We start from the raw sequence: 15,616 nt of genomic DNA, 5'->3' as shown, positions 1-15,616 counted from the left end.
CGAACTACCGCTGGGTAGCGTAGCGAGCGCGGAGGGCCATCCGTCATGTCCTGGCGTTATGGCCATCGACACAGTTTGGTTGACGGCCGTTCTGCGGGACGATGGGGCGGCCTACGTCCCATGCCGGCACCCACCACCTAGGGTTTCCCCCATGGACGCCCCCGACACCCCCCGCCGCAGCGGACTGCGCGGCTTCGGCCACACCGGACCGTCGCCCTGGACCGACCTGGACCGTCCGCCGCTCGACGAGAAGGCGCTGCGCCACGACCTGCTCGTCCCGGGCGGCCTCTGGACCTCCCTGGACGTCGTCACCGAGACCGGCTCCACCAACAGCGACCTCGCCGCCCGGGCCAAGGCCGGCGCCGCCCAGGGCGCGGTGCTGGTGGCCGAGGCGCAGAGCGCCGCGCGCGGCCGGCTGGACCGGCAGTGGACCGCCCCGGCCCGCTCCGGGCTGTTCCTGTCGCTCCTGCTGCGTCCCGAGGAGGTGCCGGTCGAGCGTTACGGCTGGCTGCCGATCCTGGTCGGGGTGGCCGCGGCCGCCACGCTCGGCCGGGTCGCCGAGGTCGAGGTCGGGCTGAAGTGGCCCAACGACCTGCAGGTGGAGATCGACGGCGCGGAGCGCAAGGTCGGCGGCATCCTCACCGAGCTGGCGGGCGGCGCGGTCGTCGTCGGCCTCGGCCTGAACGTCTCGCTGCGGGCCGACGAGCTGCCCGTGCCCACCGCCGCCTCGCTCGCGCTGGCCGGCGCCGCCACCACGGACCGGAGCACCCTGCTGCGGGCCCTGCTGCGCGAACTCGCCGGGCTGTACCGCGAGTGGACGGCCGCCGCCGGCGACCCGCACACCAGCGACCTGCTGCGCGCCTACGTGGACCGCTGCAGCACGCTCGGCCGCCAGGTGAAGGTCCACCTGCCCGGCGACACCGAGCTGACCGGCGAGGCGGTGGCGATCGACGGCGACGGGCGGCTGGTGGTTCGTACGCCCGACGGAGCACGCCGGGCGGTCGGCGCGGGCGACGTCGTCCACGTGCGCCCCGAACCCCGCTGAACGGCAGTCTTCACTTCTCCTTGACTCGGGCGGATGCCCCGGATCCGGTGATTCCGTGCGAACATTCCACCTGGCAACGGTGTGAGGCGCGCCACTGCCCGCCCGGGTGGCGGGCGGCGGGCCCGGACAGGTAGGACACGAGGCGAGTGCGGCGACCGCACGGGGACGGACCGGTGGCAGAGGACGGCAGCAGCGGCGCGACGGCGGGCAGCCACGACCCCACGGTCGCGCTCGAACTGGAACGCCTGATCCTGGACGCGCCACGCCGTTACACGCCGTACCAGGCCGCGCGCGCCGCCGACGTCCCGATGGAGCTGGCCACCCGGTTCTGGCGTGCCATGGGCTTCCCCGACATCGGCCAGTCCCGGGCACTCACCGACGGCGATGTGATCGCCCTGCGGCGGCTGGCCGGGCTGGTCGAGTCCGGGCTGCTGAGCGAGTCGATGGCGATCCAGGTCGCCCGCTCCACCGGCCAGACCACGGCCCGGCTGGCCGGCTGGCAGATGGACACCTTCCTGGAGAACCTCACCCAGTCCGTCGAGCCCGGGCTGACCCGGGCCGACGTCGCCTACCCGCTGGTCGAGCTGCTGCTGCCGGAACTGGAGCAGTTCCTGGTGTACGTCTGGCGGCGCCAGCTGGCCGCCGTCACCGGCCGGGTGGTGCAGGCCGCCGAGGACAACGAGATCACCAGCGGGCGGCTCGCCGTCGGCTTCGCCGACCTGGTCGGCTTCACCCGGCTGTCCCGGCGGCTGGAGGAGGAGGAGCTCGGCGAACTCGTCGAGACCTTCGAGAACACCTGCTCCGACCTGATCGTCGGCCAGGGCGGCCGGGTGATCAAGACCCTCGGCGACGAGATCCTCTACGTCTCCGAGGACCCGGCGACCGCCGCCGAGATCGCGCTCGGCCTGGTCGAGGCACTCGCCGGGGACGAGGCCATCCCGCCGCTGCGGGTCGGCATGGCCTTCGGCACGGTCACCTCGCGGATGGGCGACGTCTTCGGCACCACCGTCAACCTGGCCAGCCGGCTCACCTCGATCGCGCCCAAGGACGCGGTGCTGATCGACGGCGAGTTCGCCGCCGCGCTGGAGCAGAACGGCAGCGTCGCCCCGGCCGACTCGGAAGGGCCAGGCCTGGCCGAGGCACTGTCGGCCGCCGCCGGGATGCCCGCCTCCGGGCTGCCGATGCCCGCGCCGGACACCGGCGCCCGCTTCCACCTGCAGCCGATGTGGCGGCGGCCGGTGCGGGGGCTCGGGCTCGTCGAACCGTGGCTGCTCACCCGGCGGCTGTAGGCGGAGTAGCGGCGTAGCCGGCCGTGTGCGGGGTGGCGGAATAGCCGGCCGTAGGCGGGGTAGCCGGGGGCACGGGAAGGGCTCCGTCGGCCGTCTCCGGGTGCCGAACGGTTGAAACCCGTACGGTCTGGCGTGGGTCCATCCGGGCAAACGGGGCATAACCGAGCGAAACCGCCATAGTCTTGGTGCAAGCGGCCGGTCGGGTGCGCCCGGCCGACGGGGGTCCGGCAGGACCGAGCACAGGGAGCGAGGCGAGCCGGTGAGCAGTGAGGCGATCATGACGGACCGCGGCTGCGACTGCGGTGGCTCGCGGCACCGCGACCCGCTGCCCGACCTGAGACTGCAGTCCGTGGTCGAGCTGGCCCAGGACATGGCCGGCGCGCTCACCCCGCTGGAAGCCGTCCGGGCCGCCGCCACCCGCGCCACCGAGGCGCTCGGCGCCACCATGGCCGCCGTCTCGGTCTGGGACCGCGAATCCGGTCGGCTGCGGGTCCTGGTCAACCACGGCGACCTCGCCCCCGGCGAGGAGGAACTGCCCGAGGACGAGTCCTACCCCGTCGCCGACTTCCCCGAGATCGTCACGTACCTGGAGGAACGCTGGACCACCGGGCGCCTGCCGCGCGCCTGGCTGCAGAGCGCCGAAAGCAGCGAACCGCACACCGGCCACGCGCACCCGACCGCCGGTGCGTACTGCCAGGAACGCGCCGCGGCGCTGCGCCGGCGCGGGCGGGCCTGCTGCGTGGTCGCGCCGATCGTGCTGCACGGGCAGGCCTGGGGCGAGCTGTACCTCGCCCGGTCGATCGGCATGCCCGAGTTCACCGACGCCGACGCCGACCACGCGACCCTGCTCGCCGCCCAGGTCTCGGCCGGACTCGCCCAGACCGAGCGCCTCGCCGACCTGCGCAAGCTCGCCTTCTCCGACCCGCTCACCGGCCTCGCCAACCGGCGCGCCGTCGACGCCCGGCTGGAGAGCGCGCTGGAAGCGCACAACCGGGACAACACCGTGGTCTCGCTGGTCGTCTGCGACGTCAACGGGCTGAAGCGGGTCAACGACCAGCTCGGCCACGAGATGGGCGACCGGCTGCTGGAACGGTTCGCCCACCAGCTCTCGCTGGCCGCCGCCAAACTCCCCGGCAGCCTCGCCGCCCGGCTCGGCGGGGACGAGTTCTGCCTGCTCGTGGAAGGGCAGAAGGCCGACGAAGTGGTCGCCGTCGCCGAGGAGCTGTGCGCCCGCGCGCTCGCCCTGTCCGAGGGCGAGGGCGTGGCCTGCGGCGTCGCCTCCACCGGAGACTCGATCGGGCCCGTCACCACCCCCGACCGGCTCTTCCGGCTCGCCGACGCCGCCCAGTACCGGGCCAAGGCCGCCCGCGCCGCCCACCCCGTGGTCGCCGGACGCAGCCACGGCCCCGGCTTCTCGCCCGACCCCACCGTGCTGCTCGCCGACGCCGCCGACCCCCACCACCGGGCCGACGGGCGGCGCGGCGCGAACGGACGGGCCGGCGCCGGCGACCGGCGGCGGTTCCGCGGCGCCGCCCACAGCGCCGACCCCGGCCAGCTGCTCACCGCCGTCCTCACCGCCCTCGACCAGGCCGCCGCCGCCCGCGCCGTCCACCCGGCCGACACCCTCGGCAAGCTCGCCGTCGTCGCCGAGACCTCCGCCCGGCTGCTCGACGCCGTCGGCTGGTGGATCTCGTACGTCCCGCCCGGCTCCCACCTCATGCGCACCGCCCAGCACGCCGTCTACCGGATGACCAGCGGCCCCAGCAGCACCCGCGCCGAGACCCAGCGCGCCCAGATCGAGGCCCCCGACGCCGTCTTCGACCTGCGCCACTACCCGATGACCCGCCGCGCCGTCCGCGGCGGCGCCTTCGCCCTCCGGGCCGGTGCCGTGGGCAACGACCCGGCCGAGGAAGCCATGCTCGTCGTCTCCGGCTACCGCGGCATGGTCGCCGCCGGCGGCCAGAACCCGGCCGGCGGCTGGCTCGTCGAACTCTTCGCCGACGACGCCACCCTCCCCCTCGGCCAGGCCGCCTGCGCCATGCGAGCCCTGGTCGCCGTCTCCCTGGCCGGCGCGGCCTCACCGCCGGTGGTCTGAGCGGGGAAGCGGTTTCGGCGGGAGCGTGCTTCGGTCGCCACTGATGACGTGGCGGCCCGTTGACGGCGCGTACGGCGGCCCCGGGCGGGGGTGCCGAGGCCGTCTTCGGTGGTCCGCCGCTGTCGTGTGCCGGTTTGGTGACCGGTGGGTCGCGGGTGCGTCGCGGTTGGGGGCCGGGGGTGCCGTGGCCGGGTGGGGCGGTGGGAGGGTGGGTGGCCGGTCGAGCGGGAGCGGGAGCGGGGGCGGTCGTGGGCAGACGGTTGGTGGGTGCGGCGGTGGCCGGGATGCTGGTGCTCGGGGGCGGGGTGGTGGTGGCCGCTCCGGCGTCGGCGGTGCCGGTGGTGGGGACGGCGGGGGCGGTGCGGACGGCGCCGGCGGTGCCGCGGGTGCGCGACGGGGCTCGGGTGCACCGGATCACCCAGGTCTCCGGGTCGAAGTCGAAATCGAAGTCGAAGACGAAGACGAAGGTGAAGCGCGGCTTCCTCCACGGCTTCTTCCACGGCTTTCTCGGGTGGTTCACCACGGTCCTGCTGGCCGTCCTGCTGATGACCCTCCTGGTCGTCCTGTGGGTCAGGCGTTCGAACCGCCCGCAGTCGTAGGCGGGTTGAGGGCCCGCAGGACGGCGTCGACCAGGCGGTCGGCGTGCTCGTGGGTGAGCGGGCCGAGCCGGTACTGCCAGCGGTAGTAGAGCGGGCCGTAGACGAGTTCGACGGCCAGGTCGAGATCGGTGTCGGGGGCGATCTGGCCGGCCTCGCGGGCGCTGCGCAGCCGGTCGCGGGTGACCTCCAGCAGCGGGTCCAGGAGGCGGGTGCGGTAGTCGGCGTGCAGCGCGGGGTCGGTGATGATCTCGGCGATCATCGTGCGGTAGGTGCGGTCGGTGGCCGGGTCGGCGAGTTCGTCGGTGGTGGGGCGCAGGACGGTCCGCAGGTCGGCGGCGAGGTCACCGGTGTCGGGGAGCGCGAGGCTGCCCTCGTACTCGCTGCCGGCGAGGAAGGCGTCGAAGACGACGGCGCCCTTCGAGGGCCACCATCGGTAGATGGTCTGCTTGCCGACGCCGGCCCGGGCGGCGATGGCCTCGATGGTCAGCTTGCGGTAGCCGACGTCGGCGACGAGTTCGGCGGCGGCGGCGAGGACGGCGGTGCGGGCGCGCTCGCTGCGGCGGGCCGGATCGGGGGCGGTTCCGGATGTCATGGGAAAAAGTCTATGCGCAATGACGAGACGAGACGTATTGTCTTCTCAAGCTCTTGCGAGACGGTCCGTCTCGTCTCATCCGCTGTTCCGGAGGTGCCCATGACCCGCCCCGCACGCCCCGCACACATCCTGATGGTCTCCGTCCCGGCCCACGGGCACGTCAACCCCAGCCTCGCCGTGATCACCGAGCTGGTCGCCCGGGGCCACCGGGTCAGCTACGTCAACGACCCGTCCTTCCGGGAGATCGTCGAGTCCACCGGCGCGGCCTTCGTCCCCTACCCGACCAAGCTGCCGCTCGCGGACGACCCGGACGGCTGGCCGGAGGACCCGGTGGCGATCCAGGACGTGTTCCTGGACGACACGCTGTCGATGTGGTCCGCGATGCTGGAGGCCTTCGAGGGCGACCGCCCCGACCTGGTGCTCTACGACATCGCGGGCTTCGCCGGGCGGGCGCTCGGCGAGCGGCTGGGTGTGCCGGTGGTGCAGCTGTCGTCCACCTTCGTCGGCTGGGACGGCATCGAGGAGGACCTGGCCGAGGTCTTCGAGGCGACCCGCAACGGCCCGGGCGGCCCCGAGCACTACCGGCGGTTCGCCGAGTGGCTGGCCGAAGCCGGCACGGTGGAGCGCGACGTCGAGGCCTTCAAGGGCCGCCCGGAGCGGTGCGTCGCGCTCGTCCCGCGCGCGCTCCAGCCCAACGCCGACCGGGTCGACGACCGGCGCTTCAGCTTCGTCGGGCCCTGCTTCGGCGACCGGGCCCACCAGGGGGAGTGGCGGCGGCCGGCCGGTGCCGAGAAGGTGCTGCTGGTCTCGCTGGGCTCGGCGTTCACCCACCATCCGGCGTTCTACCGGGCCTGCGTCCAGGCCTTCGGCGACCTGCCGGGCTGGCACACGGTGCTGCAGGTCGGCGAGCACACCGACCTGGCCGAGCTCGGCGAGGTGCCGGACACCGTCGAGGTGCACCGGTGGGTGCCGCAGCTGTCGGTGCTCGCCCAGGCGGACGCCTTCGTCACCCACGCGGGTATGGGCGGCTCCAGTGAGGGGCTGTTCCACGCGGTGCCCATGATCGCGGTGCCGCAGGCCGTCGACCAGTTCGCCAACGCGGACGCGCTGGTGGGACTCGGCGTCGCCCGTCGGCTGGACACCGACCGGGCCACCCCGGAGGCGCTGCGCGCGGCGCTGCTGGAGCTGGTCGGCGACCCGGCGGTGGCCGAGCGGCTGCGGGAGCTGTCCGCCGCCGGGCGGGCCGAGGGCGGCACCGCCCGGGCGGTCGACCTGATCGAGGCGGAGCTGAGGTGAGCCGGGACGGGGGCCGCCGCGTGCGGCGCGGATCCGGGCGAAGGAGAATCCGGATGACGAACACCTGTTGTCATATTCTCATTCACCTGATGTGATGGTGTATATGGATATGCACAGTGCTGTGGCCCCCGACGCTCCGCTGGTCCTGGTCGGCAAGGCCGACGTCAGCGCCGAGGACGTTCTGGCCGTCGCCCGGGGCAACGCCCGGGTCGAGATCGGTCCCGACGCGCAGGCCGAGATGGCGGCCGCCCGCGCCCGGATCGACGCCCTCGCGGCCGAGCCGCGCCCCGTCTACGGCGTGTCGACCGGCTTCGGCGCGCTCGCCGTGCGGCACATCAGCCCCGAGCTGCGCGCGCAGCTGCAGCGGTCGCTGGTGCGCTCGCACGCCGCCGGCATGGGCCCGGTGGTCGAGCGCGAAGTGGTTCGCGCGCTGGTGTTCCTGCGGATGAAGACGCTGGCCTCCGGCCGTACCGGTGTGCGCCCGCTGGTCGCCCAGACCATGGCCGCCCTGCTCAACGCGGGCATCACCCCGGTGGTCCGGGAGTTCGGCTCGCTCGGCTGCTCCGGCGACCTCGCGCCGCTGTCGCACTGCGCGCTGGTCCTGATGGGCGAGGGCACCGCCACCGGCCCGGACGGCGTGGAGAAGCCCGCCGCCGAGCTGCTCGCCGCCGCCGGCATCGAGCCGGTCGAGCTGCTGGAGAAGGAGGGCCTGGCCCTCATCAACGGCACCGACGGCATGCTCGGCATGCTGGTGATGGCCATCGCCGACCTGCAGCGGCTGTTCACCACCGCCGACATCACCGCCGCGATGACCCTGGAGGCGCTGCTCGGCACCGAAAAGGTGCTCGCCCCCGAGCTGCACGCCCCGATCCGCCCGCACCCGGGCCAGGCGCTGAGCGCCGCCAACATGCTGGCCGTCCTCAAGGACTCCGGCCTCACCGGCCACCACCAGGACGACGCGCCGCGGGTCCAGGACGCTTACTCGATCCGCTGCGCCCCCCAGGTGGCCGGCGCCGGCCGCGACACCCTGGCCCACGCCCGGCTGGTCGCCTCCCGCGAGCTGGCCGCCTCGGTGGACAACCCGGTGGTGCTGCCGGACGGCCGGGTGGAGTCCAACGGCAACTTCCACGGCGCCCCGGTCGCGTACGTGCTGGACTTCCTCGCCATCGCCGCCGCCGACCTCGGCTCGATCTCCGAGCGCCGCACCGACCGGATGCTCGACAAGGCCCGCTCGCACGGCCTGCCGGCCTTCCTGGCCGACGACCCGGGCGTGGACTCCGGCCTGATGATCGCCCAGTACACCCAGGCGGCGCTGGTCAGCGAGAACAAGCGGCTCGCCGTCCCGGCCTCGGTCGACTCGATCCCGTCCTCCGCGATGCAGGAGGACCACGTGTCGATGGGCTGGTCGGCCGCGCGCAAGCTGCGCCAGGCCGTCGAGAACCTCGGCCGGATCCTCGCCGTCGAACTCACCGCCGCCGCCCGCGCGCTGGAGATCCGTCAGCAGGCCGACTCGGCCGGCCGGATCGCCCCGGCCACCGCGGCCGCGCTGGCCGTCGCCCGGGAGGCGGGGGTCGGCGGCGCCGGCCGCGACCGCTTCCTCTCGCCGGACCTGGAAGCGGCCGCGGCGCTGGTCGCCTCCGGCGAGCTGGTGCGCGCGGTCGAGCAGGTCACCGGCCCGCTGGCCTGACGCACCCGCGGTCGGACGCGCCTGCCGTCCGACGCCCCTCGGCGCGGGGTGACCGGGACTCAGTCCCAGTCGCCCCGCGGACGGCGCTCCTCGCGGTGGCGGCGATCGCCGAACGCGGCGGCGACGTTGACCCCGACGATGCCCGCCCAGCAGACCAGCAGACCGGCGAAACCGGAGCCGCTCGACGGGTCGGTGGCGATCGCCGTCAGCGGGATGCCGAGTGCCATCGAGGCCACCGCGAGCCCGGTGCCGGAGCGCCTGCCCCAGCCCTGGCGGCGGGGGCGCTGGTGGCGGTCGGGGTGCGAGCGCGGCTCGTAGTCGTCCAGCCTCTGGGCCACCGAGCGCTCGACCCGGGCGTCCAGCCGGGCGTCCAGGCGCTTCATGAAGGAGTCGACGAGCTCGTCCTCGTACTCCTTGCCGAGCTCCTTGCGGGCCTGCAGGGTGGCGTCGAGGTCGCGCCGCAGGTCGTCCTGGCGAGTGTCCATGGGGGACAGCGTGGCGCGGCGGCCCCGCCCGGTCCACCTGTTCGCGGGGGGAATCCGGGCGGACTCAGGGACAAATCAGGGTTACCCCGAGCCGCGGACCGTCCCCGGCCCTCTCCGCTCCTGTCCGACCCCCGGGACGTCCCACGAGGCGTTCCGCCGTACGAGACGTCTTTGCCAGGCGCGGCCCGCTGCTGCACAGTCGTCGTCCGAACCGCTCGCACCCGGAGGTACCGCTGATGACCGCCACCGACGAGACCGGCAGCGTCGGCCCCTCCGCCCGGCTGCTCCAGCTGTTCGAGGGCCACCGGCTGACCCCGACCCAGCGTCGGATCGCGCACTCGCTGGTGCGGCACGCCACCGAGGCGCCGTTCCTGTCCAGTGTGGAGGTCGCCGAACTCGCGGGCGTCAGCCAGCCGTCCGTCACCCGGTTCGCGGTCGCGCTCGGGTACGACGGCTACCCGGCGCTGCGCAAGCAACTGCGCGAGCTCGGCGGGGGAGAACCGGCCGCGCCGGAGACCCCGGACGACGCGGTGCGCAACGAGCACCAGCAGGCCGTGCTCGCCGAGATCGCGCACCTGCGCCACCTCGCCGAACTCCTCGCCGACCCGGAGCCGATCATCCGGGCCGCCCGGATGCTCGCCGCCTCCCGCCCGCTGCCGGTGCTCGGCCTGCGGGCCGCCTCGGCGCAGGCGCGCGGCTTCTCGTACTTCGCCGCCAAGGTGCACCCGGACATCCGGCTGCTGGACGAGGGCGGCAGCATGCTCGCCGACCGGCTGGAACAGGCCGCCGCGGCCGGGGCCACCGCGTTGCTCTGCTTCGCGCTGCCGCGCTACCCGCGGGAGCTGATGGACGCGCTGACGGTGGCCCGCGAGTGCGGGCTGACGGTGCTCACCGTCGCCGACAGCGCGTTCGCGCCGGTCGCCAAGCTCTCCGACCTGATGCTGCCGGCCGCCGTCGGCACCGGGCTGGTCTTCGACACCGCGTGCGCGCCGATGATGCTCGGCCGGGTGCTGCTGCAGGCCATGTGCGACGAACTCCCCGGTGCCGAGGCCCGGTTGGAGGCGATCGAGCAGTCGGCGACGGCGCGCGGCCTCTTCCTGGAATAAGCCCGGCTCCCGGAACAAACGCGGCCCGGAATGGGCGCGGCCGGAATAGCCGTCACGAACCCGGGCATCCCCTCCTACAGGGGGTGCGCCCATGCGCGTGATCCACGAGATGAAGTTCGTCGCCCGCCTGTCCTCTGGTGCCGACGAATGGTCCTGCCCCGCCTGCGGACGCCGCGTCACCCTGCGGCGCCTGCCCGAACCCGAACTGACCGTCCTCGACCCGGGCGACGAGTCGGCCGTGCACGTCGGCGTCGTCGAAGCCGACGCCCGGGCCGGCGCGGCTGCCGAGAAGTACGGCCTCGGCCCCGTCCAGAACATTCCCCGCCCGCCGTCCCCGCCCGCTCCCGACGACGCCGACCGCCGCTGGCTCGCCGAGATCGGCATCGACTGGGACGGCGACGCGGCGGCCTGACTCAGCTGCGGGGGGCGTACAGCGGGAGCCGGGACGTGTCCAGTTCGGCCGGCAGCGGTGAGGTCAGCGGGACGGGCTCGCCGTACTTGCCGTGCAGCACGCCCTGGTACTCGCCGTCGCGAGGGTGGGTGTGGAGGGTCCAGGCGCCCTGGCGGGGATCGACCGCGAGGAGGACCGGCACGCCCGCGATCGCGTACCAACTGGTCTTGGCGGCGATGTGGCTGACACGCTCAGAGGTTGAGACGACCTCCACGGCCGGCTCGACGTCGTGGGGGTCTGCCAGCCAGTCGTCGTCGTCCTCCCAGTCGGACGGCAGGACGACCAAGTCGGGTGTCGCGTAGTCCTCCGCGTCGTCGGGCATGTTGATCGACGAGACCTCATAGGCGCCGAGACCGGCCGGAAGTTTGTCGTCGAGCTGGCGGGACAAGCGCTTGACGGTCCCCGCGTGCTTACCGCGGAGAGTCGGGGACATCAGCAGCGTTCCTCCGATGATCTGGACGCGAAGTCCCGTGCGCTGTTCGATCTCCTCCGCCACATCCCGGAGTCTGCCGGGCCGCACGCTGATGGCCGTCATCGTGTCCTCCGCTCCCTGGAGCTGGGCCGAGCGGCTGGTGTTCGCCGCGTTCAGGCTAGCGCGCCAAGTCGGCGGATGCCGGGGCTGATCGGATTGTTCCGGGGTCTGGTCGAAACCCTGCTGTTTAGTTATATTCAGTCGAGCAGAGCTTGAATGAATCCATCCGCAGGAGGCCGGGACTATGGTGCAGCAGGCGAGCGGTCCGCGTGAGGTGCGCGCGGCGCGTGGTACGGGACTCACGACGCAGGGGTGGCAGCAGGAAGCCGCCCTGCGGATGCTGATGAACAACCTCGACCCCGAGGTGGCCGAGCACCCGTCGAAGCTGGTCGTGTACGGCGGCACCGGCAAGGCCGCGCGGGACTGGCGCTCCTTCGACGCCATGGTGAAGACGCTGCAGGGCCTGAAGCAGGACGAGACCATGCTGGTCCAGTCCGGCCGACCGGTCGGCGTGATGCAGACCCACGAGTGGGCGCCGCGCGTGCTGATCGCCAACTCCAACCTCGTCGGCGACTGGGCCAACTGGGAGGAGTTCCGCCGGCTGGAGAGCCTCGGGCTCACCATGTACGGCCAGATGACCGCCGGCTCCTGGATCTACATCGGCACCCAGGGCATCCTCCAGGGCACCTACGAGACCTTCGCCGCCGTCGCCAACAAGCGCTTCAACGGCACGCTGGAGGGCACCATCACCCTCACCGCCGGCCTCGGCGGGATGGGCGGCGCCCAGCCGCTGGCCGTGACCATGAACGGCGGCGTGGCGATCTGCATCGACTGCGACCCGTCCCGGATCTCCCGCCGGATCGAGCACCGCTACCTGGACGTCGAGGCCAAGGACCTCGGCCACGCTCTGGAGCTGGCCACCGCCGCCCGCGACAAGAAGCAGCCGCTCTCCATCGGCCTGCTGGGCAACGCCGCCGAGCTCTTCCCGCAGCTGCTCGCGATGGACGCGCCGATCGACATCGTCACCGACCAGACCAGCGCCCACGACCCGCTCAGCTACCTGCCGGTCGGCGTCGCCTTCGACGACATGGCGGACTACGCCGCCGCCAAGCCCGCCGAGTTCACCCAGCGCTCGCGCGAGTCGATGGCCGCGCACGTCGAGGCGATGGTCGGCTTCCTGGACCGCGGCGCCGAGGTCTTCGACTACGGCAACTCGATCCGCGGCGAGGCCCAGCTGGCCGGCTACGACCGCGCCTTCGCCTTCCCCGGCTTCGTCCCCGCGTACATCCGCCCGCTGTTCTGCGAGGGCAAGGGCCCGTTCCGCTGGGCGGCGCTGTCCGGCGACCCGCAGGACATCCACAAGACCGACAAGGCCGTCCTCGACCTGTTCCCGGAGAACGAGTCGCTGGCCCGCTGGATCAAGCTGGCCCAGGAGAAGGTGCACTTCCAGGGCCTGCCCGCGCGCATCTGCTGGCTCGGCTACGGCGAGCGCGACAAGGCCGGCGAGCGCTTCAACGACATGGTCGCCTCCGGCGAGCTGTCCGCGCCGATCGTCATCGGCCGCGACCACCTGGACTGCGGCTCGGTCGCCTCCCCGTACCGGGAGACCGAGGCGATGCTGGACGGCTCGGACGCGATCGCCGACTGGCCGCTGCTCAACGCCATGGTCAACGTCGCCTCCGGCGCCTCCTGGGTCTCCATCCACCACGGCGGCGGCGTCGGCATCGGCCGCTCGATCCACGCTGGCCAGGTCACCGTCGCCGACGGCACCGCGCTGGCCGGGGAGAAGATCCGCCGGGTGCTCACCAACGACCCGGGCATGGGCGTCATCCGGCACGTCGACGCCGGCTACGACCGGGCCACCGAGGTCGCCGCCGAGCGCGGGGTCCGCGTCCCGATGGGTGAGCTGTGACCTCCGGTTTCGAAGAGATGTGGGCGGAGCTGCTCCCCGTGGGCCGCTCCGCCTCCTCCGGCGGCTACCGCCGGTTCGCCTGGAACTCCGCCGACGCCGAGTGCCGCGCCTGGTTCGAGCAGCAGGCCCGCAGCCGCGGCCTGGCGTACGAGCTGGACCGCAACGGCAACCAGTGGGCCTGGCTGGGCGACCCGCAGGCCGGCGGGGCCGTCGTCACCGGCTCGCACCTGGACTCCGTCCCGGACGGCGGCGCCTTCGACGGCCCGCTCGGGGTGGTCTCCTCCTTCGCCGCGCTGGACGAACTCCGCGCCCGGGGAACCGAGTTCACCCGGCCGCTGGCGGTCGTCAACTTCGGTGACGAGGAGGGCGCCCGGTTCGGCGTGGCCTGCATCGGCTCCCGGCTGACCGCCGGGGTGCTCTCCCGCGAGGCCGCGTACGAGCTGCGCGACGCCGCCGGCGTCCGGCTGCCCGACGCGATGGAGAAGGCCGGCTACGACCCGACCGGGATCGGCGCGGACGACGACCGGCTGGCCCGGATCGGCGCCTTCGTCGAACTCCACGTCGAGCAGGGCCGCTACCTCGCCGAGGGGCAGCCGGTCGGCGTGGCCGGCGCGATCTGGCCGCACGGCCGCTGGCGGTTCGACTTCCACGGCGAGGCCAACCACGCCGGCACCACCCGGATCGAGGACCGCCGCGACCCGATGCTGACCTACGCCAACACGGTGCTCGCCGCCCGCAAGAAGGCGAAGCAGGCGGGTGCGCTGGCCACCTTCGGCAAGGTCGCGGTCGAGCCCAACGGCACCAACGCGATCGCCTCGCTGGTGCGCGGCTGGCTGGACTCCCGGGCGGCCGACGAGCGCACCCTCACCGCGCTGGTCGCCGAGATCGAGCAGGCCGCCGCCGAGCGCGGCGGGCGCGACGGCGTCCGGGTCGAGCTGACCCGCGAGTCGTACACCCCCGTGGTGGACTTCGACGGCCCGCTGCGCGACCGGCTCGCCAAGCTGCTGGACGCCCCGGTACTGCCCACCGGCGCGGGACACGACGCCGGGATCCTGGCGTCCGCGATCCCGACCGCCATGCTGTTCGTGCGCAACCCCAGCGGCGTCTCGCACTCCCCGGCCGAACACGCCGAGGTGGCGGACTGCCTGGCCGGGGTCACCGCCCTCGCCGACGTACTGGAGGACCTGGCGTGTCAGTGACCTCAGCGACCTCACCGTCCTCAACGGCCGCGGTGACCGCGGTGAGCTACTGGGCGCAGCACGCCTGGCTGCCGCACCCCAACGGGCCGGTGGTCGAGCGGGACGTGCTGATCGCCACCGGCCCCGGCGGCCTGATCACCTCGGTGACGCCGGACAGCGGGCCCTGCCCGCCCGGCGCCGTCCGCCTCGACGGGCTGCTGCTGCCCGGCCAGGCGAACGCCCACTCGCACGCCTTCCACCGCGCGCTGCGCGGGCACGTGCAGGTCGGCTCCGGCACCTTCTGGACCTGGCGCGACACCATGTACCGGTTCGCCGGCGCGCTCGACCCGGACAGCTACCTGGACCTCGCCACCGCCGTCTACGCCGAGATGGCGCTGGCCGGGATCACGGCCGTCGGCGAGTTCCACTACCTGCACCACGCGCCCGGCGGCGCCCGCTACACCGACCCGAACGCGATGGGCGAGGCGCTGATCGAGGCCGCCGCCCGGGCCGGCATCCGGATCACCCTGCTGGACACCTGCTACCTGTCCGCCGGCTTCGGCGCCGAGCCGACCAAGCCGCAGCAGCGGTTCGGCGACGGCGACGCGCAGGCCTGGGCCGAGCGGGCGGACGCGCTCAAGCCGCGCGAGCACGCCCGGATCGGCGCCGCCATCCACTCGGTCCGGGCCGTCCCGGCCGAGCAGCTGGGCACCGTCGCGCAGTGGGCGGCGATGCGCAAGGCGCCGCTGCACGTCCACCTGTCCGAGCAGACCGCCGAGAACGACGCCTGCCTCGCCGCGCACGGCGTCACCCCGACCCGGCTGCTCGCCGACCACGGCGCGCTCGGCCCACGCACCTCGGTCGTGCACGCCACCCACCTCACCGACGAGGACGTCAAGCTCCTCACCGACTCCTCCACGACCGTCTGCATGTGCCCCACCACCGAGCGGGACCTCGCGGACGGCATCGGCCCGGCCCGCCGGCTCGCCTCGGCGGGCTGCCCGATCACCCTGGGCAGCGACAGCCACGCGGTCGTCGACCCGTTCGAGGAGGCCCGCGCGCTGGAGCTGGACGAGCGGCTGCGCACCCGCACCCGCGGCCACTGGACGGCCAACGCGCTGCTGCGGGCCGGCACCGAGGACGGGCACGCCTCGCTCGGCTGGCCGGAGGCCGGGCGGATCGAGGCCGGGGCGCTCGCCGACTTCACGGTGATCGCGCTGGACTCCGTCCGCACCGCGGGCCCGCCGCCCCGGCTCGGCGCCGAGATCGCGGTCTTCGCGGCCTCGGCGGCGGACGTGCGGCACGTGGTGGTCGGCGGCCGGCACGTCGTCCGGGACGGCGCGCACCAGCTGGTGGCCGACGTTCCGGGGGCGCTGCGGTCCGCCATCGGCGCGCTGGACTACTGAGCC

Annotated in this window: 14 protein-coding genes; 11 read left to right on the top strand and 3 right to left on the bottom strand. The window is 73.9% G+C overall.

What is annotated here, in order from left to right; genetic code table 11:
• Positions 1-151: 151 nt before the first annotated feature.
• The 4 genes from ACZ51D_RS13700 (at position 152) to ACZ51D_RS13685 (ending at position 5,028) form a co-directional block, all read left to right on the top strand.
• Entirely contained in the window at positions 152-1,045 is an 894-nt protein-coding gene (locus tag ACZ51D_RS13700; protein WP_465616324.1) for a biotin--[acetyl-CoA-carboxylase] ligase, read from the top strand.
• Positions 1,046-1,218: 173 nt separating this feature from the next.
• A complete protein-coding gene (locus ACZ51D_RS13695) occupies positions 1,219-2,334 on the top strand; it encodes an adenylate/guanylate cyclase domain-containing protein (protein ID WP_360495331.1) in 1,116 nt (371 codons plus the stop codon).
• 259 nt (positions 2,335-2,593) lie between these two features.
• The gene (locus tag ACZ51D_RS13690) at positions 2,594-4,429 is read left to right on the top strand and encodes a GGDEF domain-containing protein (protein WP_396288719.1); all 1,836 of its coding nucleotides are present in this window, start codon (positions 2,594-2,596) and stop codon (positions 4,427-4,429) included.
• Positions 4,430-4,677: 248 nt separating this feature from the next.
• The gene (locus tag ACZ51D_RS13685) at positions 4,678-5,028 is read left to right on the top strand and encodes a hypothetical protein (protein ID WP_465616327.1); all 351 of its coding nucleotides are present in this window, start codon (positions 4,678-4,680) and stop codon (positions 5,026-5,028) included.
• Here ACZ51D_RS13685 and ACZ51D_RS13680 read toward each other — a convergent pair.
• A complete protein-coding gene (locus tag ACZ51D_RS13680; protein WP_360495337.1) occupies positions 5,000-5,620 on the bottom strand; it encodes a TetR/AcrR family transcriptional regulator in 621 nt (206 codons plus the stop codon). The two genes, ACZ51D_RS13685 and ACZ51D_RS13680, sit on opposite strands and share 29 nt — an antisense overlap.
• A gap of 99 nt (positions 5,621-5,719) precedes the next feature.
• Between ACZ51D_RS13680 and ACZ51D_RS13675 the strand changes: the two genes are divergently transcribed.
• Both ACZ51D_RS13675 and hutH read left to right on the top strand, forming a co-directional pair.
• The gene (locus tag ACZ51D_RS13675) at positions 5,720-6,916 is read left to right on the top strand and encodes a macrolide family glycosyltransferase (RefSeq protein ID WP_465616329.1); all 1,197 of its coding nucleotides are present in this window, start codon (positions 5,720-5,722) and stop codon (positions 6,914-6,916) included.
• Positions 6,917-7,025: 109 nt separating this feature from the next.
• The gene (gene hutH, locus ACZ51D_RS13670) at positions 7,026-8,603 is read left to right on the top strand and encodes a histidine ammonia-lyase (RefSeq protein ID WP_465616331.1); all 1,578 of its coding nucleotides are present in this window, start codon (positions 7,026-7,028) and stop codon (positions 8,601-8,603) included.
• A 59-nt stretch (positions 8,604-8,662) separates the two neighbouring features.
• On the opposite strand, the gene ACZ51D_RS13665 is transcribed toward hutH, so the two are convergent.
• Positions 8,663-9,088 (bottom strand): hypothetical protein, encoded by a 426-nt coding sequence (locus tag ACZ51D_RS13665; RefSeq protein WP_360495346.1) that lies wholly within the window; start codon positions 9,086-9,088, stop codon positions 8,663-8,665.
• Between the two features lie 236 nt (positions 9,089-9,324).
• On the opposite strand from ACZ51D_RS13665, the gene ACZ51D_RS13660 reads away from it, so the two are divergent.
• On the top strand, positions 9,325-10,194 hold the full coding sequence (locus ACZ51D_RS13660) for a MurR/RpiR family transcriptional regulator (RefSeq protein ID WP_360495349.1): 870 nt from the start codon (positions 9,325-9,327) through the stop codon (positions 10,192-10,194).
• A 91-nt stretch (positions 10,195-10,285) separates the two neighbouring features.
• Positions 10,286-10,606 (top strand): hypothetical protein, encoded by a 321-nt coding sequence (locus ACZ51D_RS13655; protein ID WP_465616333.1) that lies wholly within the window; start codon positions 10,286-10,288, stop codon positions 10,604-10,606.
• Position 10,607: 1 nt separating this feature from the next.
• Here ACZ51D_RS13655 and ACZ51D_RS13650 read toward each other — a convergent pair whose 3' ends face one another.
• Positions 10,608-11,180 (bottom strand): Uma2 family endonuclease, encoded by a 573-nt coding sequence (locus tag ACZ51D_RS13650; protein ID WP_465662383.1) that lies wholly within the window; start codon positions 11,178-11,180, stop codon positions 10,608-10,610.
• Positions 11,181-11,361: 181 nt separating this feature from the next.
• Here ACZ51D_RS13650 and hutU point away from each other — a divergent pair, with 181 nt between their 5' ends.
• Genes hutU through ACZ51D_RS13635 form a run of 3 tightly spaced genes read left to right on the top strand, consistent with a single transcriptional unit; the run spans position 11,362 to position 15,613 of the window.
• Positions 11,362-13,029: a urocanate hydratase gene (hutU, locus tag ACZ51D_RS13645; RefSeq protein ID WP_360495355.1), complete on the top strand. Its 1,668-nt coding sequence runs from the start codon at positions 11,362-11,364 to the stop codon at positions 13,027-13,029.
• 17 nt (positions 13,030-13,046) lie between these two features.
• Positions 13,047-14,228 (top strand): allantoate amidohydrolase, encoded by a 1,182-nt coding sequence (locus ACZ51D_RS13640; RefSeq protein WP_465616375.1) that lies wholly within the window; start codon positions 13,047-13,049, stop codon positions 14,226-14,228.
• Between the two features lie 32 nt (positions 14,229-14,260).
• On the top strand, positions 14,261-15,613 hold the full coding sequence (locus ACZ51D_RS13635; protein ID WP_465662519.1) for a formimidoylglutamate deiminase: 1,353 nt from the start codon (positions 14,261-14,263) through the stop codon (positions 15,611-15,613).
• Positions 15,614-15,616: the final 3 nt, after the last annotated feature.

Source organism: Kitasatospora sp. NPDC033851, from assembly GCF_055576085.1.
Note: the sequence above shows the minus strand (reverse complement) of the source record. Positions and strands in the feature narration are given on the sequence as shown.